This window comes from Streptomyces sp. NPDC059534 (genome assembly GCF_042743475.1).
Lineage (GTDB): Bacteria > Actinomycetota > Actinomycetes > Streptomycetales > Streptomycetaceae > Streptomyces.
This window is the reverse complement of sequence record NZ_JBHWAQ010000055.1, coordinates 1-24,468: the sequence shown is the minus strand read 5'-3', so window position 1 is coordinate 24,468 and position 24,468 is coordinate 1. Positions and strand designations below refer to the sequence as shown.

The following is a 24,468-nucleotide window of genomic DNA, read 5'->3' as shown; positions in this document are numbered from 1 at the left end:
TCATCGGTCCGGTCGGCCCGCGGAAGGGCATACGAGTACTGCGTACTTCGATGATGACTCTGCGCGACATCGGGCGTGGAGGTGTCGATCTTCTGGAGGGAACATGGTGGACGATCTCAAGCTGCGTGAGAGCGACGACATCCAGGGCGATGTGATCGCCGGCTTCAAGAAGGACCAGATGACCCTGCTCTTCCTCAAGTTCGAGGACGCGGCGAGGGCGCGTACCTGGGTCAAGGCCCTGGAACCTCAGATCTCCACGACGAGACAGGTGGCGACCTTCAACGCCGCCTTCAGCAAAGCCAGGAAGGCATCGGAAGGCGACGACCCCAAGACGCTGAAGGCCACCTGGATCAACGTGAGCTTCACCTGTGCGGGTCTGCGGGAGCTGACCGGAAAGGACCCTCTGCCCTCCGTCAAGCCCGGCAGCGGCCTGGAGGCGTTCAAAGAGGGCTCGGACAAGCGGGCGCTCGGGGACACCGGCGACAGCTCGCCGGGGATGTGGCTCTTCGGCAACGGCAAGGGGCAGGTCGTCCACGCCGTGCTCACCGTCGCGTCCGACACCGTCCAGGACCTCCAGGCGACGGTCAGGCAGCAGCGTGAGGCATGCGCCGCGGCCAAGATCGTGATCGTGTTCCAGCAGGATGCCGCCACACTGCCCGGAAGCCGGAGGGGCAAGGAGCACTTCGGCTTCAAGGACGGCGTCAGCGAGCCCGGCGTGATCGGCTTCGACGAGCGGGACCCCGCCAAGCCCGAGTACGTCAAGGGCCATCACGGCACCCGGCTGATCCCGCCCGGTGAGTTCGTCGTCGGCCACGACCGGGTCGGCGGCGTGCCGCACGAGACGCCCGAATGGGCCGACAACGGCACCTTCCAGGTGGTGCGGCGGCTGGGCCAGGACGTCCCGGGCTTCTGGTCCCAGGTCGCCGGGCAGCTGAAGGTGCTCAAGGAGGCCAAGGTGGTGCCGCCCGAGGCCACCTCGGAGTGGCTGGCGGCCCGCCTCGTCGGCCGGTGGCGCTCCGGCACACCCGTCGCCACGTGCCCCAACGCCGACAGGCCCTCCAACGCGCTGGCCGGCGACGACAACGACTTCGGCTACCGCAACGACCCTGAGGGCTTCATCACCCCGCTCTTCTCGCACCTGCGCTGCACCAACCCCCGGGACGGCCTGCAGGAGAAGCCCGGTGATCCGCCGTTCGACGAGAATCCGGTGATGGACCGCCGCCGGATCATCCGCCGTGGCGCCCCGTACGGCGCGCCCTTCGACCCCGCCTCGGAGGGGCCCGGCGGGCCCGACGAGAAGCGCGGTCTGCTCTTCGTCTGCTACCAGTCGGACCTCGTGGAGCAGTTCGAGTTCATCCAGAAGGCGTGGATCGACAGCCCGAACTTTCCGCCGAACCGGACCAACAAGCCCGGCCCCGACGGAATGGTCGGGGCCGCCGGCAAGGTCAGCTACGAGACCCCCGGCAAGACCACTCAGCTGAGCCTGAGCCAGTTCGTCGTCACCGAGGGGTCCGTCTACGCCTTCGTCCCCTCGCTGACCCTGCTGCGGCTGCTCGGTGACGGCCGGCTCACCGACAAGCCGCCCGCCGACGTCCGGCCGACCGACGCCTTCCTGCCCATCCCCGACAGGCAGCGGGAGCAGGGCAAGAGCTGGTACTGGGCGTACGGGACGGGCAGCGACGGTGAGGCCGTCTGCCGGACCGTCTCCATCGCCGACGGGGACGAGCACGCGGACGTCCGCGAGCGCCCCGACCGGCCGCTGACGACCTGGCCGTGCTACGCCGGGGTGAAGAAGGTCGACGCGATCCTGCCCGTTCCGGACGAGCAGCGGATCAACGGCCGCAGCCGGTTCTGGCTGTTCCACACCGCCGAAGGCCGACAGGTCTACCGGAAGATCTCCATCGCCGATGGCGCCGAGTCCGGCATCCCGCCCGAGCAGGCCACCGCGATCGACCTCCCGGACCGCTCGCTCTCCGCCTGGGTCTCGTTCAACGGGATCGAGAGGGTGGACGCCTTCCTGCCGGTCCCCGACATGCAGAGGGTCGACGGCAAGAGCTGGTACTGGGTGTTCCACACCTTCATGGACCGTCAGGTCTACCGCCTGATCTCGGTTGCCGACGGCAGGATGCACTCGGACAACCTCGAACGCGGCGACCGCGGCCTCGACCTGTGGCGATCGCTGGCCGGGATCACGCGGGTGGACGAATTCCTCGCGGTACCGGACATGCAGCGGATCAACGGCATGAGTCTGTTCTGGGTGTTCCACCAGGACAAGTACCGGATCATCGTGATCCGTGACGGTCATGGCCACGAGGACCAGGTCACGGTCGAGGACCGACCGCTGACGATGTGGAGGTCCCTGACGGGCTGACGGGTCCGCCCCCCCCCGAGCGGGTGCCGGACCCGGTGCGCCTCGCCGCGCCGGCGGCGGTGGTGGGAACGCAGGACGCGTTGTCCCACACCGCCCGGGCCACCGGCGCGAGCAGCGGCACCGGGTCGGCGCCGCGGAACAAAGCCGGGCGCCGAAGCGGAAACGGCCCCGGACACGCCGGGCCCGCTCGGTGAGGACGGTCGGAGCGTGGCCCGCATCTTCAGTCGAGGGACCGTCAGCACCTCGCGGACACCCAGGTCCCGGGCCGGTCCGGGACGGCTCACCTTCTTGAGCCAGAGCTCCGCCGTTCGAGGACGTCTCCGACGCGCTCTTCGGCGCGCCCCCGCCCGATAGCGGCCGAGACCGACGGTCCGGCCTTCACCGACGCTTCGGCCACACGTGGACGGGTCCCGCCGAGGCTGTCCTGCCTCTCTCCGCCCGGAACAGGCGAAGCCCTCGGCACCCGGGCCCTGCATCAGCACTCCCCCCGGCTACGGGCTACGGGCTGCGGGTTCTGCGCGCCCGCGCCGCCGAGACGGGCGGCGCCGCCGCCCTGGCCCCGATCCTGACGGATCTCCGGATGCCGGGCGGAGACGGCGTCGAGTCGGGCGCCCTGCGCGCCACGGTTGGAGGGACCCGGGAACGTCACGGCGTCCATGCTGACCTTTTGCTGACCTCTGGCCTGTATACAGGGCGCTGACCTGTGGAAATCTTGCGGCTGTGGGCATTGTGGTGGAACTTCGTCGGCCGCACCGACGCGGAGATCCGCAAGGCCCGCGAGGACTGGATGGCAGGCGACCGCTGCGGCGACGTCAAGGGCTACAGCGGCGACCCGCTGCCCGCCCCGGAGGTCCCGTCCACCCCGCTGAAGGCCCGGGGGTGCGTGCGCTGACCCGGCTTTTTTCTCCTGGGCCGGATGTGGGAGTGGACGGATACTCAGCCTTCCTTGCGGGCTGTCGGCGCAACTGCGCGGGGGTGCGTGTCGCAGCCCCTTCCGGTCGCGCTGCCGGAGGGTGAGCTTCCCGGGTGCTCTCGTGTGTGGGCATGTCCGGTCAGTTGAATGTCGACCTTTGGCGGACTCGGCTGGTAGGGCGTCAGATGTTGCGGCGGTGCGGCCCAGAGCATGGCGGCAGGCCGGTCTCGGCGGTGAGCGGAACCGTTCTTCAACACCGGCTCCACACCGGCCGGGCCGCCAGCAGTGTGTGCGCCGGTTGGCGGTTGTCCTCCGGGACGACCGGGGCTCGGGGCAACACTGATGCCTCGACAGGCGGCCGGAGGGGTTGCGATCCCGAGACGGCTTGAGGTGCTCGCACAGGATCTCGGCTGGACAATGGGAAGAGAGGTCTCGTGGGGACCAGTTGGGGACCACACGCTAGGCGCGGTGGTGCACGGCGCATGCTTCCGCGCACAACTTGCGCCCGGATTAGGTCCGCTATATCCAGAAAATACCCTTGACTCTCACTCCTGGGGGTCAAGGGGTCGCAGGTTCAAATCCTGTCGTCCCGACTTTTCGAAGTCGCAGGTCAGGGGCCGTTTCAGAGCAATCTGAAACGGCCCCTGACTCGTTTTTGCCCTAGGGGGTGAGGGCCTCGCGAGTGCGGCGTCGGGCGGTCAGTACGGGAAGTCGCGGCGGGACTGGTACTGCTTGCCCCCGAGCAGCTCGACCACGAGGTCGGACGGGTTGGTGAGAGTGGCCAGTTGCGAGCGCATGTCCTCCTGCGGCACGCAGAAGGTGTGCGTGTAGGTGATGAGCAGGGCGGACCTCAACCCCGTGGAGCGGTTGGGGCGGGACGTGTGCCACCAGGCGCCGTCGGCGAGGATCACGCTCCCGCGGGGACCGGCGAGGATCTCGCCGTCGTCGCACCACGACTCCTCCATGTCCGGCAGCCGGTTCGCCCGGTGCGAACCGGGAATGCCGGCGGTGGCGCCGTTCTCCACGGTGAAGTCGTCCAGGAACCAGATGCACTGCCCGGCGAGCGGGATGGCAGGCCACGGCGGGGTGAGCGTCCAGTAGGGGTGGTCGGCGTGCCAGTACTGCTCGACGGCGCCGGGCCAGAGCGCGTTCGCGCTGAACGTCGAGCAGATCAGGTCCTCGCCCAGATAGCGCCGCCACACGGCGAGGACGAAGGGGTGGACCAGGGCGTCGAGGAACACGGGATCCTTCGCCAGCAGATGAAGGACCCGCTGGTGTCCGCTGGGGTGGAGATTGCGCTGCTTCTCCGCGTACAGCAGCCGTTCGAGGGACTCCCGCATCCGGTCGACGGCCGGTTCGGGCAGCAGGTTCTCCACCAGCAGGTAACCGCGCTCGCCGATGGCGCGGACCGCCGAGTCGGCCTGCGGCAGGTCGAGTTCTGTCGTCGTCATGGCGTTCTCCGGTCGGAATTCAGGACCAGCGGGGCAGCAGGTCGCGCAGGAGCGTCAGCCGGGCGCGCTCTCCGGTCGCAAACGGGTTGTTGCTCTCCAGGCCGGGGACGATCACCCGCACGACATGGCCGGGCGCGGTCTCCGGGCGGGAAAGGTCGAGCACGGGAACGTGGGTGACACCGGCGTCGGCGACCCGCCGCAGGGTCCACCGCAGGTCGTCGAGCACGTCGTCACAGGTGAGCCCTCGTGGGAGCGGGGTCGTGATGATGTCCGGGTCGAGCCAGAACCAGGCGTCCTCGTGCGAGAGGGGACGCGGCCGTTCGTGGCGGCCGAGGCTGCGGGCCTTGATCGTGAGGTCCTCGCGACCTCCCGCCACCGAGCAGGCGATCGACTGGGCGGCCTCCAGCAGGGCCATCTCGACCGCCGTCCCGGGATCGGGATGGGTGCCGTAGCCCTCGGCGCGGTCCAGGCCCCGCCACACCGTCACCATGAACGTGGGGACCTTGACCTCCGACGTGATGTCGAGGACCCGGACCACGTGCCCGGCCCGGCGCAGCCGCTCCGCCGCCTCGCGCGCCCCGTCCGGAGCGGTGTCGGGGTCCACGAACCGGAACGGCGGCGCCCCCGTCCCGCCGGGGTTCACCAGGGCGATCTCCGCGAGGCGCTGGGCATGGCGCTCCAGGTACTCGCACAGCCCGTGCAGCAACGCCTCCTCGAGGGAGAATCCCGACCCCAGACCGTTGGTCGCGATGACTTTCCGTGCCCCGCGCGGACTGAAGCAGATATCGCCCCGGCCGCGTTCGAGCCGCAGCAGATCGAGCGGGACGAGGACCGTCCGGGCGGTGAGGAGGTCCGGGCAGCGCACCCAGGTCAGCGGCAGCTCGGGGGTGTAACCGCTGTCGTACGGCAAGGCCAGTCCCGCCGGGTCGACGGCGTCGCCGCCCAGCTCGCGGTAGCTGCCCTCGACGAGGTCGCCGGCGCGCGGCACCCAGCGCTCCTGCGCCCACTTCTCCAACTCCTCCATGACGCTGCCGACGTACGCACCGTCCTCGGTGAGCCCCTTGCCGCTTCCGTACGTGCTGGACCAGCGGCCGTCGGGTCGGGCGGCCTGCGCGATCTGAAGGCCGCCGATGTCCCCGAGCTCGCCGACCATCCCGATCCGGGTGATCCCGATGGTCTTCGCCAGCCGCTCCGCGTGGTTGCGCGCCTGCCCCGGAGAGGTGCAGAAGCGTCGCTCCCCGGGGGGTTTCGGCCGACCGCGCAGCCCCAGGGCAGGGTGCGGTACGGGGCGGGCGGCGGCGGGCAGGGCCCCGCCGGCCATCGTCGCGGCCAGTGTCCGTACGTGACGCCGGGCCCGCGCGAGCCCTTCGGCGAAGGCGTCCTGCGCGGCGCGGTCGCCGTGACCCCACTGCGCCCACCGCTGCCGCAGGGCCTCCCGGTCGACGGCCAGGTTCGCCTTGCAGAGCACCTGCCACGCCTCGGCGAGTTCCTCGGCTCCCGCCGGGCGGGGATCCTCCTCGGCGAACAGGCGCAGCGCGCCCTGCCGCATCACCTCCCGCTTGAGCGAGGCGTCGTGCAGGAACAGCGCGGCGCGCACCGATCGCCGGAACACCTCGCGATCGGCCCTGGCCCACGCCGTCAGCCCGGCATCGGCCACGGCCTCCGCCTCGGCACGGCGGTTGAGGGTCGGCAGGTCGATGCCGAGGTCCGCGAGCGTGACCCGGGCCTCCTCCGTGCTCAGCCACCCCCAGCGGCGCACGGCGGACAGGAACGTGGCCCGGGCGGCCTCGGCGTCGACCGCCGGCAGCAGCTCGGGCGGTACGGGATGGGCGGCACGGCCCAGCGGTTCGAGCCGCCCCGTGTAGGCGAGGAAGGCGAACAGTTCGTCGTCGTCGACCCGGTCGCCGCTCTCCCAGATCAGAGCCGTACCGGTGGCGACGGGCTCGGCGTCCGGCCGCCCCACGTTCACCCGGGGCGCCCCACCGGGCACGGGCGCCACCCGGGCCGCCCCCACCGCCTCCAGGACCGACTGGGCATCCCGGTGCTTGAGGTCGTGCCCCGCCAGCATGGCGACGAGGTCGTCGCCGTCTGCGCGATCGAGCAGCCCGGCGGAGCGGACGACGCGGCGGTAGGTGCGCGCCTTGTACGGCAGCTCCAGCGCGGCCGCGAGCAGGCGGTCGGCGGTGGGTCGGTCGATGGTGCCGCCGCGGTGCAGGCGGTCGACCGCGTAGCGGACGTTCACCATGGGCACGGTCAGCGGAGCGGCGGTCTCCGCGTCGAACAGCAGCGCGACCTCGTCGTCCCGGCTGATGGCACCGTCGCGGTACCAGGCGTGGACCAGCCCGATGCCGATGACACCGGGAACCTCGGCCGCGCGCAACGCGCCCATGCTGCCGCCGCCGTACACGACGACTCCCCGGTCGACGGCCGAGCGCACCTCGGCCGGGCTGACCGCGAGGGACTGCTCGAAGACGCCGTCGACGATCCCGACGACCTGTCCGGCAGGGAACGCGTCGAGGTCGCCGCGCCGGACCGGCCGACGGTAGTCGGCGTCGAGAAGCAGACGGGCCTCGGCGAGAGGCATCGACGGCCCGAGGAACACGACCGGCCGTGTGCTCACCGTACGAGCCCGTCGATCTCGCCCGGTCGCGCGCGGCGCAGCAGCCCCTCGGACACCAGTTTCCGGACGACGTCGACCGCGGCGCCCGGGGCGAGGACGTCGGGCAGGTCGACGGCACGCAGCACGCGTACCCCGGCCACGTGCTCGAACGCGGCCAGCACACCGATCGGTCCGCGGACCGCGCCACCCGGGAAATGGATCGTCGCGGAGCCGTCGTCCGTGGTCACGCGGCAGTCCGTGCCCCGTGCGCGCACCAGCCACGTCTTCTCGTCGATCCCCTCCAGGCCGCCGCGCTCGCCGAGCCCGCCGTCCGCCAGGACCACCCGGCGGGCGGTGCGCCGGGCGGACAGTCCGCCGAGCAGGCCCGGCAGCGCCGCACGGGTGCCCGGGGAGCCGAGCAGGTCGGCCAGCCCGGCGGCGAGCGCGTCGGCATCGGCCGTACGGGCATGCGGGACCGGCGCGTCCAGACCGGGCAGGCCCGCCACGACCTCGTCGAGGACGTCCCGCCAGCGCAGGGGGAAGAGCCTGATCGTCAGGTGCAGGGACGGTGCGGTCCCGGTCCGGGCCACGTGCCCGCGGTACTCGGGCACGTACAACACGTCCCCCGGCTCCAGCGCGAACTCCCGCTGCGGGATACGAGCCCAGTCCCGCGCCGGGACCCCGCACGGCTGCTGCGGGCCGTTGCCCTCCTCCACCCGCCAGGTCTTGTGCCCGTCGAGCTGCACGACCAGGCTCCCGTGGTCGTCGCGGTGCGGCGCGAACCCCTGGGCCGCGGCCGGTGTGGCGAACACGTGGGCACCGGCCGGCGCCCGGAGGGCGACGCCCTGCTCCACCAGGTCGAGTTCGATGCCGCGGCACAGGTCGGCCAGCGACGGCGAGAGCCGGTGCGCCTTGGTCAGGTAGAGCGTCTCGCCGTCCTCGAACAGCCGCCGGACCTGTCGCAGGTCGAGCATGCCGTCCGCGTCGACGACCGTCGGCGGCAAGGGTCGGCGGTCTCCGCCGCGGGCCAGGTGCAGCACGCCCTCGTGTGCGTGGTGCAGGGCGCCGAGCATGGCCTCGAAGCCGTCCATGTCGAGCGGTGGGGCACTCGAGGCGGCGCCGGGGAACAGGCGCGGCTCCCGACTCCGTACCGAGTCGACGAAGGCCGCCGCGTCCGTCGGGCGGAGCAGCTCGGCGAGCGTCACGCGTCCTCCTGCCCCGGCTCGGATCCGACCGACGGCGCGGGGTGGGGGATCGGTCGGTAGCGCTGGACGAGGAAGCGCCGCCTGCGCAGCTTCTCCTCGGGCGTACAGGTGGTCACCAGTCTGCTGCCGGTGTGCTTCTCGTCCTCCACACGGCAGGTCCCGCCGCACAGGTTGCGCAGGTCGCAGGAGCGGCAGCCCTCCCGGTTGTCGACGCCGAAGGCCGCGGCCGTGCGCCCGAGGTAGGTCGTGATCTCGCCGAGCGGCAGCTGGTCGACGTGGCCGAGCGCACCGGACATCAGATGGCAGGGGTACACGAGCCCGTCGGGGGCGACCACGAGCTGCTCGGCGTATCCGCAACCGCTGATCTTCTGCACCATGTTGGACCCGTGGACTTTGTCGTCCTCCTCGCGCAGCTCGCCGAGCAGCGCGTCGACCCACGCCCGCACCTCGTCGGTGTCCAGGTCGTGGTCGAGGTCCGTGCCCCGGCCGTGCGCCATGGCGCCGTAACTGATCCGGAACCGCAGGTCGGTGTCGCGCCACTGCTCGGTGAAGCCCGGGAGTCCCGCTTTCACGGCTGCCCAGTTGGCGGCCATGACGGTCGTGCTGACCCGCGTCTGCACTCCGGCGTCGAGCAGGAGACGGATGGCGCGCACGGCCCGGCGGAAGGAGTGCGGGCCGCGGATCGCGTCGTGGGACTCGGCGGTGGGCCCGTCCACGCTGATCTGCACGATGTCGGCGTAGCGGACGATGTCGCCGAGGTGCTTGGGCACGGCCATGCCGTTGGAGAACAGCGTGACCTCGAGCCCGAGTTCGTGGGCTCGCCGCATCACCGGGATGCAGCCCTCGTGCAGCAGCGCCTCGCCGCCGGTGAGGAGCAGCTTCTCCCCGCCGTTCGCCGCGAAGTCCTCCACCAGCCTGATCCAGCGTTCGGTGGTCAGTTCGCCGTCCTTGGGCAGCAAGGGGCCGGAGCCGGTGTAGCAGTGCACGCACTCGAGCTGGCAGCGGTTGGTCAGATGGAAGCGGGCGAACACGTGCGGCCGTACCTGCTTGACCGAGTGGTGGCCGCGGATCCCGCGCACCATCCCGGCGTGTGCGACCCGCGCGACAAGCTTGGCCATCGCCTGAGTCGCCGCGTCCGGGGCGAGCCCGTGGGACCGGTGCAGCTCGCGGGCGGCGTCGGCGGGCGTCGTGCCGGCGACGAGGAGAGTGAGCAGCGCGTGGTCGACGTCGTCGGCGACCAGCAGCTTGCCGTCCTGAACGGCGATCCAGAGGTGGGCGTCGTCGACCTGGTGGTGGGCGAGCGAGGAGACGAACGGGATCGGCTCCTTCGTGGACAGGTCGTAGACCGCGCGGGAGCCGTCGGCGGACCGGCGGGCGGGGGCGGGGGCAGGGGTGGCGGTGGGGGCGGCGACGGCGGGTGACGGGTGGTCCGCCAGACCGACGGCGCCGTACGGAGCCCGGTCCGGCGCACCGAACCGCGGGAACGGCTGTGCCTCGTCGGGTCCCGAGAGTGCCGGTCCCCCCTGCCAGGCGCGAAGGGTAAGCAGGGTCTGCTTGCTGCTCATCGTGGCTCCTTGGGGGCCGGATGGGGGAAGGAAGGGAGAAGGGAGGGCGGCCGGGGCGGTGATCTCGGGATCACCGCAGCCGGGGGCCCGCGACCCAGGCCACCAGAGCGCGACGCAGCCCCTGGGTGACCGGCGTGACGCGGTGGTCGATCAGGGACGGGAAGACCAGCACCGAGCCCCGCTCGCGCGGCAGTTCCTCGGTATCGACGCCGAACATCTGCAAACCCCCGCCCTCGTACGAGGACGCGTCGGACAGCTGGACGATCACGGTGATCTTCCGGGGGGAGTCGGCCTGGTCGTGGCTGTAGTCGTTGTGCCGGTGGAAGTGCCCGTTGCCGGGGAGGTACTCGACGTACTGCGGAGCGCGCGTGATGCCTGACAGATCGAACCCGTAGGCGGTCCGCGCGGCCTCCCGCGCCACGGAATCGACCAGTCGGTGGATCCACTCGGTGCGTGGCCCCTTCGGTACGTACCGGGTCTCCGCTCGCCGATGGCCGGGATGCCCGGCCTCGTCCACGGTGGTCGGTGCCGTCAGCGGGAGTTCGCGGCAGGCGGCGACGAGGTCGTCGCAGTCGGCAGTGGTGAGGCGTTCCCGCAGGCGCATCCAGCCCAGGTGATGGCCGGCCGAAGGGCCGCCGTCACGGACCAGGGTCAGGTCGCGGGTCCGTAGGACAGGCTCTTTCGCTCGGGTGGGGGAGGCCGGAGCCGAGGCCGTGGCCGGGCCCCCTGCGGGGGCCGCGGTCAGCACAGGCGATGCCGGTCCCGCCGTGTTGTCGACCGGCCGAAAGAGGTTGTGCCGCACGAGGATCCGGGTCAGTTCGACAGCGTCGTAGTGCTGGCCGACCCCCGGCAGCTCCCTCGGCGTGAAGGACTCCGCCTTCGACACGTGGTCGACGACGGGCTGGAGCCGCCCGTCGAGGCGCAGGGTGCCGCCGGGGAAGATCAGTCGCGCGAGCCCGTGTTCGCTGTCGGATTCACTGGGCATCAGCGGCACTCTGCGCACGATGGTGTCCGGCGCGATCGCGGTGGCGGCGCTGCCCGCCACCAGCTGCCCACCGGGCAGTGGGTCGAGTCCGACGATGCACCGTACGCGGCGCTCCCGCAGATAGGCGGGGACGTCGAGGTCCGGGAGGTCGGGCAGCGCGGGTCCGAGGGCCGCGGGTCCGGTGACCGAGCGGCGGAAGGGCTCGTGGTCGCGCAGCATGTCCGCCATGGCGTCCGCCCAGGACAGCGTGTGCAGGCCGAGCGTGAGGTGCAGCGACGCCTCGTCAGCCGTGTGTGCGACGTGGGGGAAGTCCTGGGGGACATACAGGACGTCGCCCGGCTCCAGCGTCGCGGAGACGAGCGTTTCCGGGCCCTGCGACCCGGGGGCGAAGACCTCCCACCGCTTGGTGCCGTGCAGTTGGACGACGAGCACCGCATGGTCGTCGTGGTGGCGATCGAAGCCCTGCGCGCGCGGCGGAGTGAGGTACGCGTTGGCACTCACAGGCTCGGCGGGGAGAACGCCGAGCTCCAGCAGGTCGAACTCGATGCCGCGGCACAGCTCGCCGACCGGGGAGCAGCGGCGGGCCAGGAGGGAGAGCAGCAACGTGGCGCCGGAGCGGTAGGCGGTCAGGACGTCCCGCCCCGGAGACCGGTCGGAGTGGTGGGGGACGACCGGCCGTGCCCGGCCTTCCTGTACGACGCTGAGATCGGCGCCCCCGCCGCAGGCCAGCCGTTCGAAGTCGTCGATCGTGAACAGCCGCCCGACCAGCGGAGCGGCGGCCCCGCGGAGCAGCAGCGCTTCGCGCTCCCAGCTCAGGCGGAGGAAGGACGTGACGTCCAGGCTGCCGAGGACGGTGGCCAGCCCTCGCTTCTCCGTGTCCATGGGAATCAGTCCCGAGCGGCGTCGCTCAGCAACTCGGCCCGCCGATGTTGGACGCGCACCCCGTGCAGGCGGTGATCATGCCGAAGCTCTGGTTGTCCAGCTCGATGTCGACGGTCTGAAGGGAGATGGACATGACCTCCTCGGGCTGCGGCGCCGTCTCGTCGTCGGCGTCGCCCTTGCCGGCGGCGTCGTAGGTGTCGGTCGGCCCGGTGCGGCGGCGGAGCTCGATGGCGACCCGGTCGCCGTCGTTCAGCTCCACTCGCGGCGTATCGGCGCCTTCGAACACCTCCACCACGATTTCCTTGCGTGGCTGAGTCATGTCCGTGTTCTCGCACATGGTGCACTCCTGACTTGTTACGTCAAGTTGGGTCGAAGGGGACTATGTTGCGGGAAAGCCTTCCTAGCAGTGACCTGGATCACAGTCAACGAAATGGAGGTTCAGGCGAGCGTGTGACACCCGAACGGCACTTTCCGCTGGACCTCGCCATCGGGTGCACCTTCCGGAACGAAGCCAGGTTCCTGAGGGAATGGATCGAGTTCCATCGGCTGATGGGCGTGCAGCGCTTCTTCCTCGTCGACGACCGCAGCGACGACGACTACCGGGACGTGGTGAAGTCGTACGTGGACGAAGGCGTCGTCCAGGTCATCGAGAAACCCTGCCCGCCGGCGTACGCGGGGCGCCGGTGGAACCAGTACCAGCACCTGGTCCTGGGCGGGCTGTGCAGGGAACTCCGCGGAGCCGTGCGCTGGCTGGCCCTCGTCGACGTCGACGAGTTCCTCGTACCGACCGTCGCCTCCACCGTCCTCGAGTTCCTCTCGGACCACGAGGAGGCGGGAGCGGTGCACGTGGAATGGCGCATGTTCGGAACATCGGGCGTGCGGCGGCTGGGTACCGGGGAACTGCTCACCGAGCGCATGTGCCGACGCATGGCGGCACGCCCGAATCCGGGGAAGTCGATCGTCAAACCGCACCGAGTCGCCGAGGCGGGGATTCACCGCTGCGAGCTCCTGCCCGGCAGCACCTACGTCACCGTTCCCGCCGACCCGGCCCCCGGGCGCGGCGGCATGCGCGTCCACCACTACTGGACCCGGGACGAGGAGTTCCTCCTCGGCACCAAACTTCCCCGCGCGGCGGAGACGAAGGGCTGGGAGCTGACACCGGAAGCCGTCGACTTCCATCGCACGGCGTACGGCGACATCGAGGACCGGCAGATCCGGCGGTTCCTGCCGGGCCTGCGGGAGCGGCTGGGACGGGCTCGGTAGGAACTGGTGGAGCGGAGTGGGGCGAAGGTCGTCGGTGACGTGGGGAAGGCGGCCGAGCCGCTGGGCCGTCCTGGCGAGCGGACCCCGACTTCGCCGTCTCCCCGCCGAGACCGAGGGCGAGCGCGAGGACGGTGCGGGTCTCCACGGCGAGCAGGCGCTGCCCACCCTGCTCCGCCTGTGCCGTCTCCGCCGCCATGAGCGCCACGGCTTGCGTGTGGCGGCCGGTCCGTACCCAGGCCCAGCCCCGCAGGCAGGCGGCGCGCGGAGACGGGGTGATCCGGTCGAGGTCGACCAGGCCCGTGGTCGGTGCGCCGGTGCGCAGCGAGAGTTCGGCGCGGGCCAGCAGGACCTCGTCGAGCGCCTGCCGTTCACCGGTCCGTTCCGCGACGGCCTCGCCGTCGGCGAGCAGCCGCCGGGCTTCCTCCGGATCATCGGGCATACGGATCCGGGCCAGGGCCGTGCACGCGAAGGGCAGTGCCCGCTCGGCCTGCCCACGTGCCAGCCGCTCCGCCGTCCGTGCCAGCTCCTCGGCCCGCGTCGTCCCGCCGAGACGGACGCCGGCGGTGCGGCGAAGGTCCCGGCGGGTAGGGCCTGGGAGACGGGGACCATGGCGAGGGACGTCAGGGCACAGACCACGGTGACGGCCGAGGCCCGGACGAGCCGTGCGGCACGTGGCCGCGATGAGCTGACAGGCGGGTGCATGGGGGAGGGCTCCGATTTCCGGGGGGTGGGAAACGGACGGTTCAACGTCGCTGCGGGATCTGAACCGTCCGGCACGGAGGGACCCTAGAAGACCCCCATTACTCGCCCATTACTCCTGCTCGCGACGGCTGTCGGCCTTCAGTCCTCCGACGTTCGGGCGGTCAGCCACCCCCTGCGCAGCGCCTGCGCACCCGCCTGGAAACGCGTCTCCGCGTCCAGCACCCGCAGGAGACGTTCGATGCGGCGCCCGTCGACCACGATCAGCTTCGCCGGAAGGTCCGGGCCGACGCCGAGGCGTGGTGGCCCGTATCCGAAAGCAAAGGCGGGGACCGGGGGAGTGGTGTCCCCGGTCCCCGCCTTCTGGCGAGACCGCCGCGCGCCGCACGGGTTGTCCACCCGCGCGGACGGGGTGAGGGTCGCGGTCCTCGTCGACCTGCGGCTCGTCGCTCGGTGGCCGCTTCGGGGCTCAGGTCCCGAGGATGCGCGCCTTCTCCGCCGCGAACTCGTCCCCCGTCAGGGGCCCTGAGTCGTCAGGTCGGCGAGTGCCGTCGCACCGGGAATCCCGGCAGGAGACACCCCCCCGGCGGGCGCGGGCCCTGCATCCCCGGTAGACGCGTGGCGGGGGATCAGTCGGGGAGCCGCTCCAGGAGCCAGTGGCCCAGCTCTTCGGTGATGGCCGTGTGCGCGGTGGTCGTGGACGAACAGAGGAATTCGTCCAGCTCGCTCTCCTCCGGGTTCAGTTCGTTGATGTTCGCGTACAGGTCGTCCTGCTTCGCGATGTCGCGGATCGCGACCGCGCTGACCGAGGGGACGAAGCAGACGTCCTCGTGCCGCAGGTCCGCCTTGCCGCCGAGCTTCTCCATCGTGTCGGCGAGGATCTTGTAGGTGTGCAGGGTTCCGCCCGGCGCGCCGTCCAGTTCCGGGAAGCCGCTGGTCGTGATGGTCTCCTCGGCCTTGGGGAACCGGCGGTTCAGGTAGGCAACCGTCACGTCGTCGCCCTGGGACTGGGCGTAGAAGGTGGTGCCCGGGTAGATCCGGTCGATCCGCAGCGCGACGTCGCCGGGCTTCACGTCCGGCAGGCCGACCCCGTCGGCGCGACCGTTGGCCACGGCGAGCTTCAGCGGGATCTGCGGCCAGCTGCCGACCCGGGCCAGGGCCTCCAGGAACTCCGTGCGCTCCGGGGCGACACCGATCTTGCCGGTCTCCTTGTCGTAGTGCTGCCACAGCATCTCGCGCGCGGCCGGGCTGTCCATCTGCTTCGCGAAGTCGTTCGGGAACGGGATGAAGTGCGAGAACGCCTGCACGCCGACCGGGATGGAAGCGCCGCGGTGCGGGCTGTCGTAGGAGAAGTACAGCCCGGCCCGGTGGTCCATCCGCTGCATTTCCATCTTGGCGAGCGCGTAGCGGGTGACGATGCCGCCCATGCTGAAGCCGCCGACGGTCAGGCGGGTGTCGCTCACCTGCTCGGCGCCGGCCCGCAGGATGGCGGCCACGGCCGCCTCCGCGTTGGCCAGGATCGACGCGCTGCGCTCCTCGAAGCCGAGGAGGATCACGTCCCTGCCACGCCGGCGCAGCTCGCTGATGAACCGGAGCTCGCCGCCCTCCAGCCCCTGGTAGAGCACGTCGAGCTTGCTCCGGCCGAGGTTGAAGCCGTCGGCCAGGATCACGGGCCGGGTGAGCTCACGGTTGCCCTCGCCGAGGAAGACCCAGGCGAAGCCGTTCGGCAGCTCCCACTCCCGGTGCTCCGGCACCTCGATCTTCCCGGCGGGTTCGGCGGTCAGCGCACTGCCGAGGGTGAACGAACCGACGTTGGGCTCGGTCGTCGTGGACATGGTCGTACTCCTTGTGAGGGGGGTGGGGGAGACGGCCTCATCATGGTGGGCGATCCGGGCGTATCACTCTTCTGAGCTGCGGGGTTCACCCCATTGGATGGAGCATGCACGGGAAGTGTTTGGCGCGCCCGGCATGTGCCGTTGGCCTGTTCTCGTCACTCGTCTTTTCCATGCCGAACGCACTGAGGGGACATGGCACCGCCAGGTCGATTGCCGCATGAGGGTAATTCAGGTCAAAAACGTGATACCTCGGTGTATCTGTGTCGTCGGAGGCCGCGCCTCGGATAGTCAGTGGATCTTCCTGATTCCTGACCGAGGAGCTCTCGTGCTTTGTCGTCGCGCCCTGGGCGGACGTGCTGGGGCCCGTAGTCACCACCGCAGCCTCCGCCGCGCTCGCCTTCATCGTGTCGTCCGGCGAGGTCGCTGCCGCCGGCCAACTGCGCACGCAGCAGCGGCCGACGAGCCTGCCCGCCGAGAACGGCGACGTGATCAGCTCGGAGCCGGGCGTCTTCTACCTGAATCCGCTCAAGGCGATCAAGGTCGACGCCGGCGTGCACCGGATCACGTACCGCACCACCGACCGGGCCGGGAAGGTCATAGCCGTCACCGGCACCGTGCTGGCGCGGGCTCGGGTGGGGGCCGGATCGTCCGTCGCGGACCTTGGGGCGTCACTCCGGATCGTTCCGGGTGCCGGGGCGGGCGGGGCCGCCGTTACGTTGTCGACGGCGTCCGCCAGACCGATCAGTACGGAGCCCGGGGAGCGACGATGCCGAGGACCGTGACCGCCGGCCGGCCTCCGGCCGTGGCGATCGGGCCGCGGGAGCGCGAGGTGCTCTCCGCGGTCGGGTGCGGGCTGCGGGACGACGAGATCGCCGCCGCGCTCGCCATGCCGGAGGAGGCCGTGGCCGGACACCTCGCCCGGATCCTCGTGAAGCTGGGGCTGCGCGACCGGGCCGCGGCCATCGTGCACGCCTTCGACTCGGGGCTGGTCGTCCCCGGCCGGGGTCCCCGCACGGAGACGGGGAGTGCGATACGCCGGCCGGTCGAGGGCCGGGCGGCCGGACCGAAGGTGCGGGTCTGCGTGCTCGGACCGCTGCGGGTGTGGCGGGACGGGCGGCCGCTGGACCCGGGCCATCTGCGCCAGCAGGCCGTCCTGGCGGCACTGGCGCTGCACGCGGGGCGGACGCTCAGCCGGCAGGAACTGCTCGACGGCGTCTGGGGGATGGAGACACCGGTCGCGAACGTCGTGCCGGTGTACGTCTACCGGCTGCGCAAGGCGCTCGGTGCCGGCGACGGCCCCGACCCCGTCATCGCGTACGACCGGCGTGGCTACCGGCTGGTCTCCGGCGCGGTCGACGTGGACGTGGCCCGTGTGGAGGACCTGGTCGGCGACATCGGGGCGGCCGAACGGGCGGGCGACGCGGCCGAGTCGGTCCGCCTGTGCTCCCGGGCGCTGGAGCTCTTCCGCGGGGAGCCCCTGGCCGGCCTGCCCGGGCCGCTCGCCGAACGGGAGCGGCTGCGGCTCACCGAACGCGGGATCGCCCTCGCGCGGCGGAAGGCGGAGGGGCAGGCGCGGCTCGGCCGGCACGCCGAGGCGACGGCCGAGCTGTTCGCGCTGTCGGCCGCGCACCCGCTGAACGAACCCGTGGCCGCGATGCTGATGCGCGCGCTGTACCGGTGCGGCCGCCAGGCCGACGCGCTGGACGCCTTCGACCGCGTCCGGCGCCGTCTCGCCGACGACCTGGGGGTTTCCCCGAGCGGGATGCTACGGCGGACCCACCGGATGATCCTGCGCGGGGACGAGACGGGGCCCGGTCTCACCGGCACCGCGCGCTGAACCGCCCGCCGACTGCCGCCCACGGCCCGGCATTTCCCGCCGGGGCGTTCGCCGCCTGCCGCTCACGGCCCGTCGGTTGCCCGCTTGCCGCCCGCTGCCCGTCCCTCGCCGTTGCGGTCCCGTACGCGCACTGCGGCGCCCTGAGCGGGGGCCCCGACCGTGCTGCCCCGTCCGCGTGTTCCCGGTGCGGCGCGGCGGCCGATTCCATCGGCATTTCATCGCCGCGCCCTACTGTCGGCCGCCGACGGCAGTCCCGCCGCTCGTATGCGGCAGACCGAAGGGCACAGCATGGCAAGCAGAGTCTTACGTCGCGCGCTCACCAGACTGGGCGTCCTGGCCGGTTCCCTGACGGCGGTCCTCGGGATGACCGCCTCGGTCGCCGTGGCGGCGCACGGGCCGGTCCCGGTGCCGGGCAAGGACCGGTCCGGGGTCTCCCGGTACTTCAGCGGCCCGGAGGGGTTCGCCATTCCGACCGTGCCGTGCGATCAGGCCGGCCCGTCGGCGACCGACGGCATCATGGCCGACCAGCTCAACCCGCAGCTGCGGGCGAAGATGGCGGGATATCTGGACGCGTACAAGATCTCCTGCGCGCGGATGGTGACGCAGGCGGTGAAGGACCGGGGGCTCAACCCGAGGGCCGCGGCGATCGCGATCGCCACGATCATCGTGGAGAGCAGCATGAACAACTATGCCCTGGCGGTCGACTACACCAGCCTCGGTCTGTTCCAGCAGCAGGACTGGTGGGGCACCCGGGAGGAGCGGCTGAACCCGGCCTACGCCACCAACGCCTTCTTCGACGAGGTGGAACGGCAGTATCCGGGCGGCTCGTGGAACGGTGAGGCGATCGGCGAGGTGTGCTGGCACGTCCAGCGTCCGAGGGAGGACCTGCGCGGCCTGTACGCGGTCGAGGCGGGCGACGCGGTGATCATCGCGAACGCCCTGTGGTCCGGCACGAGCGTCGGCCCCAAGCACCCCTACGCCTCGGGACGGGTGGTGTCGGGACGGTCGGCGGACGGGCGCCTCGAAGCCTTCGCCGCAGGTGCCGACGGGGTGTACCACGCGTGGCAGACCGCGGTGAACGGCGGTTGGTCGCAGTGGCGGTTCGAGGGCGGCCCGCGCAACGCGCAGCTGGCGGTGGCGTCCAACGCGGACGGACGGCTGGAACTGTTCGCGCTGTCGGACACCACGTTCGACCACATGTGGCAGACCGGCCCCAGCGCGGGCTGGTCCGGCTGGGCGAACTTCGGCGGCGGGGGATACCGACTGGCCGCGGGCACCAACGCCGACGGCCGTATGGAGGTGTTCGCCTCCAGCGCCGCCGGCGTGTTCCACCGCTGGCAGACGGCGCCGAGCGGCGGCTGGGCGAACTGGGAGGGCGCCGGCGGCGGCCCGGCCAACGCGCGTCTCGCCATGGAGAACGCCCCCGACGGCCGGCTGGAGGTCTTCGCGCTGTCGGACACGACGTTCAAGCACCTGTACCAGACCGCGGTCAACGGCGGCTGGTCCGCCTGGGAGGACTTCGGGGGCGGCGGACACGATGTGACGGTCAGCCACAACCAGGACGGCCGTATCGAGGTGTTCGCGTCCAATGCCAACGGGGTGTTCCACCGCTGGCAGACCGGCCCCTCCTCGTGGTCGGCCTGGACGGGAACCGGCGGGATCCCCGACGCCGAGCTGACCACCGCGCGGTCGGTCGACGGCCGGGTCGAGGTCTTTGCGATCAACTCCGGCACAGCGAGCCACACCTGGCAGACCGCCCCGAACGCGGCCTACGCGGAATGGGAGACCTTCGGCGGCGGCGGTACCGAGATCGGCGCGGCCAACAACGCCGACGGCCGTATCGAGGTGTTCGGCACCAGCCACGCCGGGGTCTACCACCGGTGGCAGACCGGGTTCGCCACCTGGGCGAACTGGGTCTGGCTGAACGACGCGGGTCCCGCGATCGACTGACCGGCGGCCGGCCCGCGGCCCCGGGGAGTCATCGCGCGGTCGTGGGCCGGGGGCAGCCCGGCAGCGCGGGGCGGTCCTTCGTGCGGACGGCGGGGAGCCACGCCGTGGGGTACGCGGAGCCGGGCCGGAGGCGGACGCGGAACCACAGGGTGGACTGCAGGTCCTCCTCGTCGATGACGGGCTGCCCGTCGGGCAGCCGGCACTCTGCGGTGAGGTCGTCGCCGTGCCACACCCGGGTCGGTACGACGTTGCCGGCGGCGTACGGCCGCAGGGGATCGATCGCCAGGCCCAGGCTGCACTGCGGTTCCCGGTCGGCCCGGTCCTGGCAGCCCCGCTCCGCGTTGAAGACCGTGAGCGTGCCGGCCGCCGCGCCCGCACGCCCCGGTGACGCGGACGCGCCCTCCCGTACCGCGTCCGCGCACAGGGTCGCGACGGCGGTGCCGCAGACGACGGCGGCGAGGACGGCGGCCCGGGCCCGGCCACGAGGCCGCCGCGCCCCCGTGGCCCGCGTCACCGCGGCCCTCGCTCCCTCGGCCGCGTGGATGCGGGCGAGCAGGCTCTCGGCCGTGTGCGGGGCGCGCGTCCCGTGCGTCGGCGCCAGGCAGTCGGCGGCCAGCGCGCGCCAGAACGGCGGCACCGCCAGATCCATCCGCAGCGGCGCGCGGCCCTCGCCGTACTCCTGCACGGCGGCACCCCGTGCGACGGGCGTCGCCCCGGAGAACGGCGAGGCGCCGGAGGCGAACACCTCGTGGATGACGACACCCAGCGCCCAGATGTCGGCACTCGGCCTGACCTGCACGCCGAGCTCCCCGAGGGGGGCCCTCCAGCGCTCGGGCGGGAGATAGTCGAGGGTGCCCATGGGCGGCACGTACCCGTGCGTCCCGGTCAGCTCCGTGGCGAGGCCGAAGTCCGACAGCTTCACCGAACCGTCCCTGCCCAACAGGACGTTCTCCGGCTTGAGATCGGCGTGCACCCAGCCCGACCGGTGGAGGTGGGCCAGCCCTTCGCAGATTCCCGCGATCAGACGGCCGCGACCGGCCTCGGACACCCCCGCGTCGAGGAGCTCGCGCAGACTGCCCGCGGCCCGCTCCATGACGAGCACGATCGCGCCGTCCACGGCCGGCCGCTCCGGTGCGGCGAGGACGAAAGCCTCCCGGAAACCGATCAGCCGGGGATGCCCGGCCCTGCGGCCGAGCTCCACCTCGCGGCGCGCGGACTCCACGATCCTGCGCGCCTGGCGCGGCGCGAGCCCGGCGGTCGGCATGATCTTCAGCGCCACGTCGGCGCCGTCCGGCGGCCGGGCCGCGCGGTCCGGGGCGCGCCGGTCGCGGGGAGTTCCGGCCGGCCGCGCCGCGTACACCGTGGACCAGCCCCCGGAGCCGATCAGCTCGGAGACCACCCAGTCACCCACCCGGTGGCCGGGCGGGAGCAGGTCCGTACGGTCCTGGTCCGCCGTGTCGCCGGGGCCGCGCGGCGGGGTCATCGAGGGCCCTGCCGCTCCCGCCCGCCGGCCCCCGTCAGGGACGGCAGCAGCGCCAGGTGCTCCTCCCGCACGAGCCCGAACCGCAGCGCGAGCCCGACGATCTCCTCCCGCTTTCCGTTGCGGCGGTCGCCCGTGCCGGGTTCACGGGCGTCCGGTGAGGCGATGCGCAGCTTCTCCTCGGCGAGGTAGTCGATGTGCGAGCTGATCGCCCGCGCGGTCAGCGTGCCGGCCGTGGCGTGTCCCCGGAGCCGCTCGACGATCCGGGGCGTGGTGGGGACCGCGACGCGGGACTGGTCGCGCAGGCGGGGTTCGCAGAGCGCGACCAGGACCAGGAAGTACGTCGCCGACTCGTCGAGCGAGTACGCGGTGACGGTGTTGCTGCCCCAGGGAGCGCCCCTCGCCTCGGGGTCCAGGTAGACGTGGTCGGGCGCGAACACCTGGAAGGAGACCGTGAGGTCGCCGCGGGTGGGCAGCACCACACGGGAGAACTCGAACGGGACCGGCGCCCCGACGCGCCGGGGCGACACCCGCAGGTACTCGCCCGCGCCCTCGGGGTTCTCCACCAGATAGCTGTGGGTGGCGCTGTGGTTCGTCAGCTGCCAGTGGTCGTCGGTCGCGCGGATCTCCCCGGCGAGCCGGGAGATCGCCGGGTCGGCGAGGCGGAGCTCGACCGGAGTCGTCGCGGAGCCCCGCCCGAACCGGGCGACCTGCCCGGGCCCGAGCCGCAACGTCACCGCGTCACCGCGGGGTTCGCCGCCCCCGGTGCCGCCGCTGCCCTGCGGCAGATGCACGACTACGCCGCTCACCGCTCCCCCTCTTCGTCCCGCCGCGGTTGTCGGACGAGCGGAACGATACTCACGAGTCACGAGAGTTCACCGACGTGCTTCGGCCACTTCGGCCGGGGCCGTGCCCGCCGGGCCGCGGGTCGCCGCGGCGGCGGGCGGAAGCCTCCGCGGCGCCCCCGCCGGGGGCTCGGCGGCCGCTCCCGCGACGGCCGGCCGGGCTGTGACCCAGGCCACCTCCCCGCCCTGGCCGGGCGGCGATTTGGGGTCGTTTTCGGTCGTCTGCCACGCCGGTCCGTCCCGGAGAAGGCGACGAGATAGCGCGGCCGCCTCGCCGGGCCCGGGTCCGGCGGGGGCGGGACCCGTCCTCGTGCCACGGGCACGGGCGCCGCCTCCGACCCGCGCAAGGTGGGAAAGGTCACCGCCCCCGGAGGCGCCGAGGTGGGCGATCCGTGAGGTTCGTGACAGGGCCGAACCGCCCTTTCCCCCGCTCCACTTGGCGCGATCTGCACGCAGCGCAGGACCGCACGTGCTCAGAGGGTGGGACTCCCCGACACGACGGGGGCGAGCAGACGGTCCCCGAACGCCGTCCACGGGCGCCACCCGCCGCTCGGCCGGGCCTGCACCCGGGTCCGTACCCGCCCCTCGGCGGTGACGGCGAAGACGTGCAGCCGGCCGGTGGAGTCCGGCGCCGCCGAGGGCGTGGCCGCCAGCCTGACGCCGGGCTCCCCGAACTCCGCGCCGGGATCCCAGGCTCCGCCCGGCGCGACCTGCCAGCGGTGGCCGAGCCGGGCGCCCCCGGGGGCCAGGGAGAACGCCTCCAGCCGGCCGTCGGCGTTCGCGGCGAACGCCGGGGCGGCGGCGCTCCAGCCGAACAGCGGCTGCCAGCCGCCCCAGCCGCCGCTCGGCACGGCCTGTCCACGGGAGAACGTGCCCGCCCCGGACGGCCCGATCGCGGCGACGGCGAGCCGCCCGCTGCCGTCCAGGGCCACCCGCGGCGCGGCCCCGGCCGCCGTGCCGAAGGGCTGCCACGCGGCGGTCCAGGCGCCGTTCGGGGACTCCTGCCACCGGTGGCGGATCCCGGAGCCGCCGACCGCGAGGACGAACACCTCAAGGCGTCCGTCGGCGTTGACCGCGACCACCGGGGGAGCGCCCGCGGCGCCGCCGAAGCCGGGTTCCCACGCCTCCCACACCGGTGAACCGGGTGACGCCTGCCGCCGCCGCGCGAAGGACGCGGCGCCGGGGCTCGACGCGAAGACCTCCAGGCGCCCGTCGGCGCCGCGGGCCACGGCGGGGGCCGCGCCCGCCGGACCGCCGAACTCCTCCCAGTCGTACCAGCCGCCGTCCGGCCGCTGCACCCGGTGGTGCAGGTTCACCCCGCCCGGGGCGAGCGAGAACACCTCGAGGCGGCCGTCCGCGTTGCGCCCCAGCGTGGGAACCGCGCCGGCCGGCCCGCCGAAGGTCTCCCACGCCGACCAGGTGTCGCCGGCCGGGTCGAGCTGGACACGCCGCAGCATCGAGCGGTCGGCGGCGTCGAGCGCGAACACCGTGAGCCGGCCGGCGACGTCCAGGCCCGCCACCGGGTTGTCCGGGCTCTGCCACGGCGGCGGGGTGTCCCGCCATTGCAGGGGCGCCAGGTACAGCCCCTGCTCGAACCAGCCGGCGGCACTGGCGTACCAGGTGTCCCCGTCGGCGAACACCTCGACGGCGTGACCGGGGACGTGGCCCGCGGCGCCGGTGAGGTCGAAGCGGAACGGGTCGCGCGAGGCCAGCACGTCGGTGCCCTCGTAGCCGTTGCGCGGGCCGATGAACAGGTAGTACCAGCCGTCCCGTTCGACGACGTACGGGGACTCGGTGACCGAGACGGTCGAGTCCGTGCTCGCGTCGGTGAAGGCGACGTCCGGCGCGCTCCAGCGCACCAGATCGGCGGAGCGCCGGGTGGCCACGACATGGTGGCCGCCCGGGCCCGACAGCTCGGTGTAGTACATGACCCACTCGTCGCCGACCCGCAGGACCATCGGGTCGCGCGCCGCGAGCCCCCGGAACAGCGGCCCGGACGGCTCCCGGGTCCAGGTGGACAGATCGGTCGAGGTGGCGAGGTTGACCGCGGCGCCGTCCGCTCCGCCGGCGGCGTAGAACATCCAGAACCGGCCACCCGCCTCGACGACGTGCGGCGCCCACAGGTGTTCCTCGCCGTAGTAGGACGGATCGACGGTGAGCGCGTCGGCGTGGGTGGTCCACGGGCCCTGCGGCGTCGGCGCGGAGGCGTGGGCGAAGGAGATCTCGGCGGCACTGTCCGGAGCCTCGCCGCGCGGCGCGGCGTCCCCGACGATGCCGAACAGGTGCCAGCGGCCCAGGGCCCTGATCAGCGTGTGGTCGTTGAGGTAGCGCGGCCCGGCGGCGGTGGAGGGGTCGTGGACCCGGGCGAACGGGCCCGCCCCCACCCAGCGGGGGGCCGCGGTGGACCCGGCGGCCAGGGCCTCGGCGGCCAGGGCCTCGGCCCTGACGGCGCCCGGTACCGAGAGCGCGCCCGCCGCGGCGGCGCCCCGCAGCAGGTTCCGTCTGCTGATCGGAAGCATGGTCTCTCCAGAGGGGGGCGCGGGGGGGGGGCGCGGGGCGGGGGGGGGCGGCGGCCCGGGCCGGGGGCC

17 protein-coding genes and 1 pseudogene are annotated in these 24,468 nt (G+C 72.7%); 6 read left to right on the top strand and 12 right to left on the bottom strand.

The window, feature by feature from the left end; genetic code table 11:
- Positions 1-103 precede the first annotated feature (103 nt).
- Positions 104-2,371 (top strand): Dyp-type peroxidase, encoded by a 2,268-nt coding sequence (locus tag ACFVZH_RS36450; RefSeq protein ID WP_384904346.1) that lies wholly within the window; start codon positions 104-106, stop codon positions 2,369-2,371.
- A gap of 475 nt (positions 2,372-2,846) precedes the next feature.
- Here ACFVZH_RS36450 and ACFVZH_RS36445 read toward each other — a convergent pair whose 3' ends face one another.
- Positions 2,847-3,020 (bottom strand): hypothetical protein, encoded by a 174-nt coding sequence (locus ACFVZH_RS36445; protein ID WP_384904344.1) that lies wholly within the window; start codon positions 3,018-3,020, stop codon positions 2,847-2,849.
- Between the two features lie 78 nt (positions 3,021-3,098).
- Here ACFVZH_RS36445 and ACFVZH_RS36440 point away from each other — a divergent pair.
- A pseudogene (locus ACFVZH_RS36440) lies at positions 3,099-3,263 on the top strand (pirin family protein); the annotation flags it as partial.
- A gap of 719 nt (positions 3,264-3,982) precedes the next feature.
- Here the strand turns inward: ACFVZH_RS36440 and ACFVZH_RS36435 are convergent.
- The 6 genes from ACFVZH_RS36435 to ACFVZH_RS36410 form a co-directional block, all read right to left on the bottom strand.
- Entirely contained in the window at positions 3,983-4,735 is a 753-nt protein-coding gene (locus ACFVZH_RS36435; protein ID WP_384904343.1) for a phytanoyl-CoA dioxygenase family protein, read from the bottom strand.
- 19 nt (positions 4,736-4,754) lie between these two features.
- Complete coding sequence (locus ACFVZH_RS36430) at positions 4,755-7,355, bottom strand: YcaO-like family protein (RefSeq protein WP_384904341.1); 2,601 nt, start codon at positions 7,353-7,355, stop codon at positions 4,755-4,757.
- The gene (locus tag ACFVZH_RS36425) at positions 7,352-8,539 is read right to left on the bottom strand and encodes a JmjC domain-containing protein (RefSeq protein WP_384904339.1); all 1,188 of its coding nucleotides are present in this window, start codon (positions 8,537-8,539) and stop codon (positions 7,352-7,354) included. Before ACFVZH_RS36425 ends, ACFVZH_RS36430 begins: the two co-directional genes overlap by 4 nt.
- On the bottom strand, positions 8,536-10,104 hold the full coding sequence (locus tag ACFVZH_RS36420; RefSeq protein WP_384904337.1) for a radical SAM protein: 1,569 nt from the start codon (positions 10,102-10,104) through the stop codon (positions 8,536-8,538). Before ACFVZH_RS36420 ends, ACFVZH_RS36425 begins: the two co-directional genes overlap by 4 nt.
- 70 nt (positions 10,105-10,174) lie before the next feature.
- Complete coding sequence (locus ACFVZH_RS36415) at positions 10,175-11,971, bottom strand: JmjC domain-containing protein (protein ID WP_384904335.1); 1,797 nt, start codon at positions 11,969-11,971, stop codon at positions 10,175-10,177.
- 25 nt (positions 11,972-11,996) lie between these two features.
- Positions 11,997-12,290, bottom strand: coding sequence for a hypothetical protein (locus ACFVZH_RS36410; RefSeq protein ID WP_384904333.1), 294 nt, complete (start codon positions 12,288-12,290; stop codon positions 11,997-11,999).
- A 62-nt stretch (positions 12,291-12,352) separates the two neighbouring features.
- Here ACFVZH_RS36410 and ACFVZH_RS36405 point away from each other — a divergent pair, with 62 nt between their 5' ends.
- Positions 12,353-13,234: a glycosyltransferase family 92 protein gene (locus tag ACFVZH_RS36405; RefSeq protein ID WP_384904331.1), complete on the top strand. Its 882-nt coding sequence runs from the start codon at positions 12,353-12,355 to the stop codon at positions 13,232-13,234.
- An 840-nt stretch (positions 13,235-14,074) separates the two neighbouring features.
- On the opposite strand, the gene ACFVZH_RS36400 is transcribed toward ACFVZH_RS36405, so the two are convergent.
- On the bottom strand, positions 14,075-14,332 hold the full coding sequence (locus ACFVZH_RS36400) for a hypothetical protein (protein ID WP_384904329.1): 258 nt from the start codon (positions 14,330-14,332) through the stop codon (positions 14,075-14,077).
- A gap of 230 nt (positions 14,333-14,562) precedes the next feature.
- Positions 14,563-15,768 carry a hypothetical protein gene (locus tag ACFVZH_RS36395; protein WP_384904327.1) on the bottom strand — a complete coding sequence of 402 codons (1,206 nt, stop codon included), beginning with the start codon at positions 15,766-15,768 and terminating at the stop codon, positions 14,563-14,565.
- Between the two features lie 353 nt (positions 15,769-16,121).
- On the opposite strand from ACFVZH_RS36395, the gene ACFVZH_RS36390 reads away from it, so the two are divergent.
- The 3 genes from ACFVZH_RS36390 to ACFVZH_RS36380 all read left to right on the top strand — a co-directional run bounded on the left by ACFVZH_RS36390 (position 16,122) and on the right by ACFVZH_RS36380 (position 19,555).
- Positions 16,122-16,550, top strand: a complete 429-nt coding sequence (locus tag ACFVZH_RS36390; protein ID WP_384904325.1) for a hypothetical protein — start codon at positions 16,122-16,124, stop codon at positions 16,548-16,550.
- Positions 16,535-17,605 carry a BTAD domain-containing putative transcriptional regulator gene (locus tag ACFVZH_RS36385; RefSeq protein ID WP_384904323.1) on the top strand — a complete coding sequence of 357 codons (1,071 nt, stop codon included), beginning with the start codon at positions 16,535-16,537 and terminating at the stop codon, positions 17,603-17,605. Before ACFVZH_RS36390 ends, ACFVZH_RS36385 begins: the two co-directional genes overlap by 16 nt.
- A 288-nt stretch (positions 17,606-17,893) precedes the next feature.
- The gene (locus tag ACFVZH_RS36380; protein ID WP_384904322.1) at positions 17,894-19,555 is read left to right on the top strand and encodes a peptidase M23; all 1,662 of its coding nucleotides are present in this window, start codon (positions 17,894-17,896) and stop codon (positions 19,553-19,555) included.
- A 28-nt stretch (positions 19,556-19,583) separates the two neighbouring features.
- Here the strand turns inward: ACFVZH_RS36380 and ACFVZH_RS36375 are convergent, their stop codons facing one another.
- From ACFVZH_RS36375 to ACFVZH_RS36365, 3 genes are all read right to left on the bottom strand, one after another.
- Complete coding sequence (locus ACFVZH_RS36375; RefSeq protein ID WP_384904321.1) at positions 19,584-21,038, bottom strand: serine/threonine-protein kinase; 1,455 nt, start codon at positions 21,036-21,038, stop codon at positions 19,584-19,586.
- Positions 21,035-21,844 (bottom strand): serine/threonine protein kinase, encoded by an 810-nt coding sequence (locus ACFVZH_RS36370; RefSeq protein ID WP_384904320.1) that lies wholly within the window; start codon positions 21,842-21,844, stop codon positions 21,035-21,037. Before ACFVZH_RS36370 ends, ACFVZH_RS36375 begins: the two co-directional genes overlap by 4 nt.
- A gap of 509 nt (positions 21,845-22,353) precedes the next feature.
- Positions 22,354-24,399, bottom strand: a complete 2,046-nt coding sequence (locus tag ACFVZH_RS36365; RefSeq protein ID WP_384904318.1) for a family 43 glycosylhydrolase — start codon at positions 24,397-24,399, stop codon at positions 22,354-22,356.
- Positions 24,400-24,468: the final 69 nt, after the last annotated feature.

Coding starts and splice junctions, on each gene's coding strand:
- ACFVZH_RS36415 (WP_384904335.1), bottom strand. CDS start 11,971: ATGGACACGGAGAAGCGAGGGCTGGCCACCGTCCTCGGCAGCCTGGAC.
- ACFVZH_RS36380 (WP_384904322.1), top strand. CDS start 17,894: ATGGCAAGCAGAGTCTTACGTCGCGCGCTCACCAGACTGGGCGTCCTG.
- ACFVZH_RS36405 (WP_384904331.1), top strand. CDS start 12,353: ATGTTGCGGGAAAGCCTTCCTAGCAGTGACCTGGATCACAGTCAACGA.
- ACFVZH_RS36365 (WP_384904318.1), bottom strand. CDS start 24,399: ATGCTTCCGATCAGCAGACGGAACCTGCTGCGGGGCGCCGCCGCGGCG.
- ACFVZH_RS36450 (WP_384904346.1), top strand. CDS start 104: ATGGTGGACGATCTCAAGCTGCGTGAGAGCGACGACATCCAGGGCGAT.
- ACFVZH_RS36375 (WP_384904321.1), bottom strand. CDS start 21,038: ATGACCCCGCCGCGCGGCCCCGGCGACACGGCGGACCAGGACCGTACG.
- ACFVZH_RS36420 (WP_384904337.1), bottom strand. CDS start 10,104: ATGAGCAGCAAGCAGACCCTGCTTACCCTTCGCGCCTGGCAGGGGGGA.
- ACFVZH_RS36435 (WP_384904343.1), bottom strand. CDS start 4,735: ATGACGACGACAGAACTCGACCTGCCGCAGGCCGACTCGGCGGTCCGC.
- ACFVZH_RS36385 (WP_384904323.1), top strand. CDS start 16,535: ATGCCGAGGACCGTGACCGCCGGCCGGCCTCCGGCCGTGGCGATCGGG.
- ACFVZH_RS36410 (WP_384904333.1), bottom strand. CDS start 12,290: ATGACTCAGCCACGCAAGGAAATCGTGGTGGAGGTGTTCGAAGGCGCC.
- ACFVZH_RS36395 (WP_384904327.1), bottom strand. CDS start 15,768: ATGTCCACGACGACCGAGCCCAACGTCGGTTCGTTCACCCTCGGCAGT.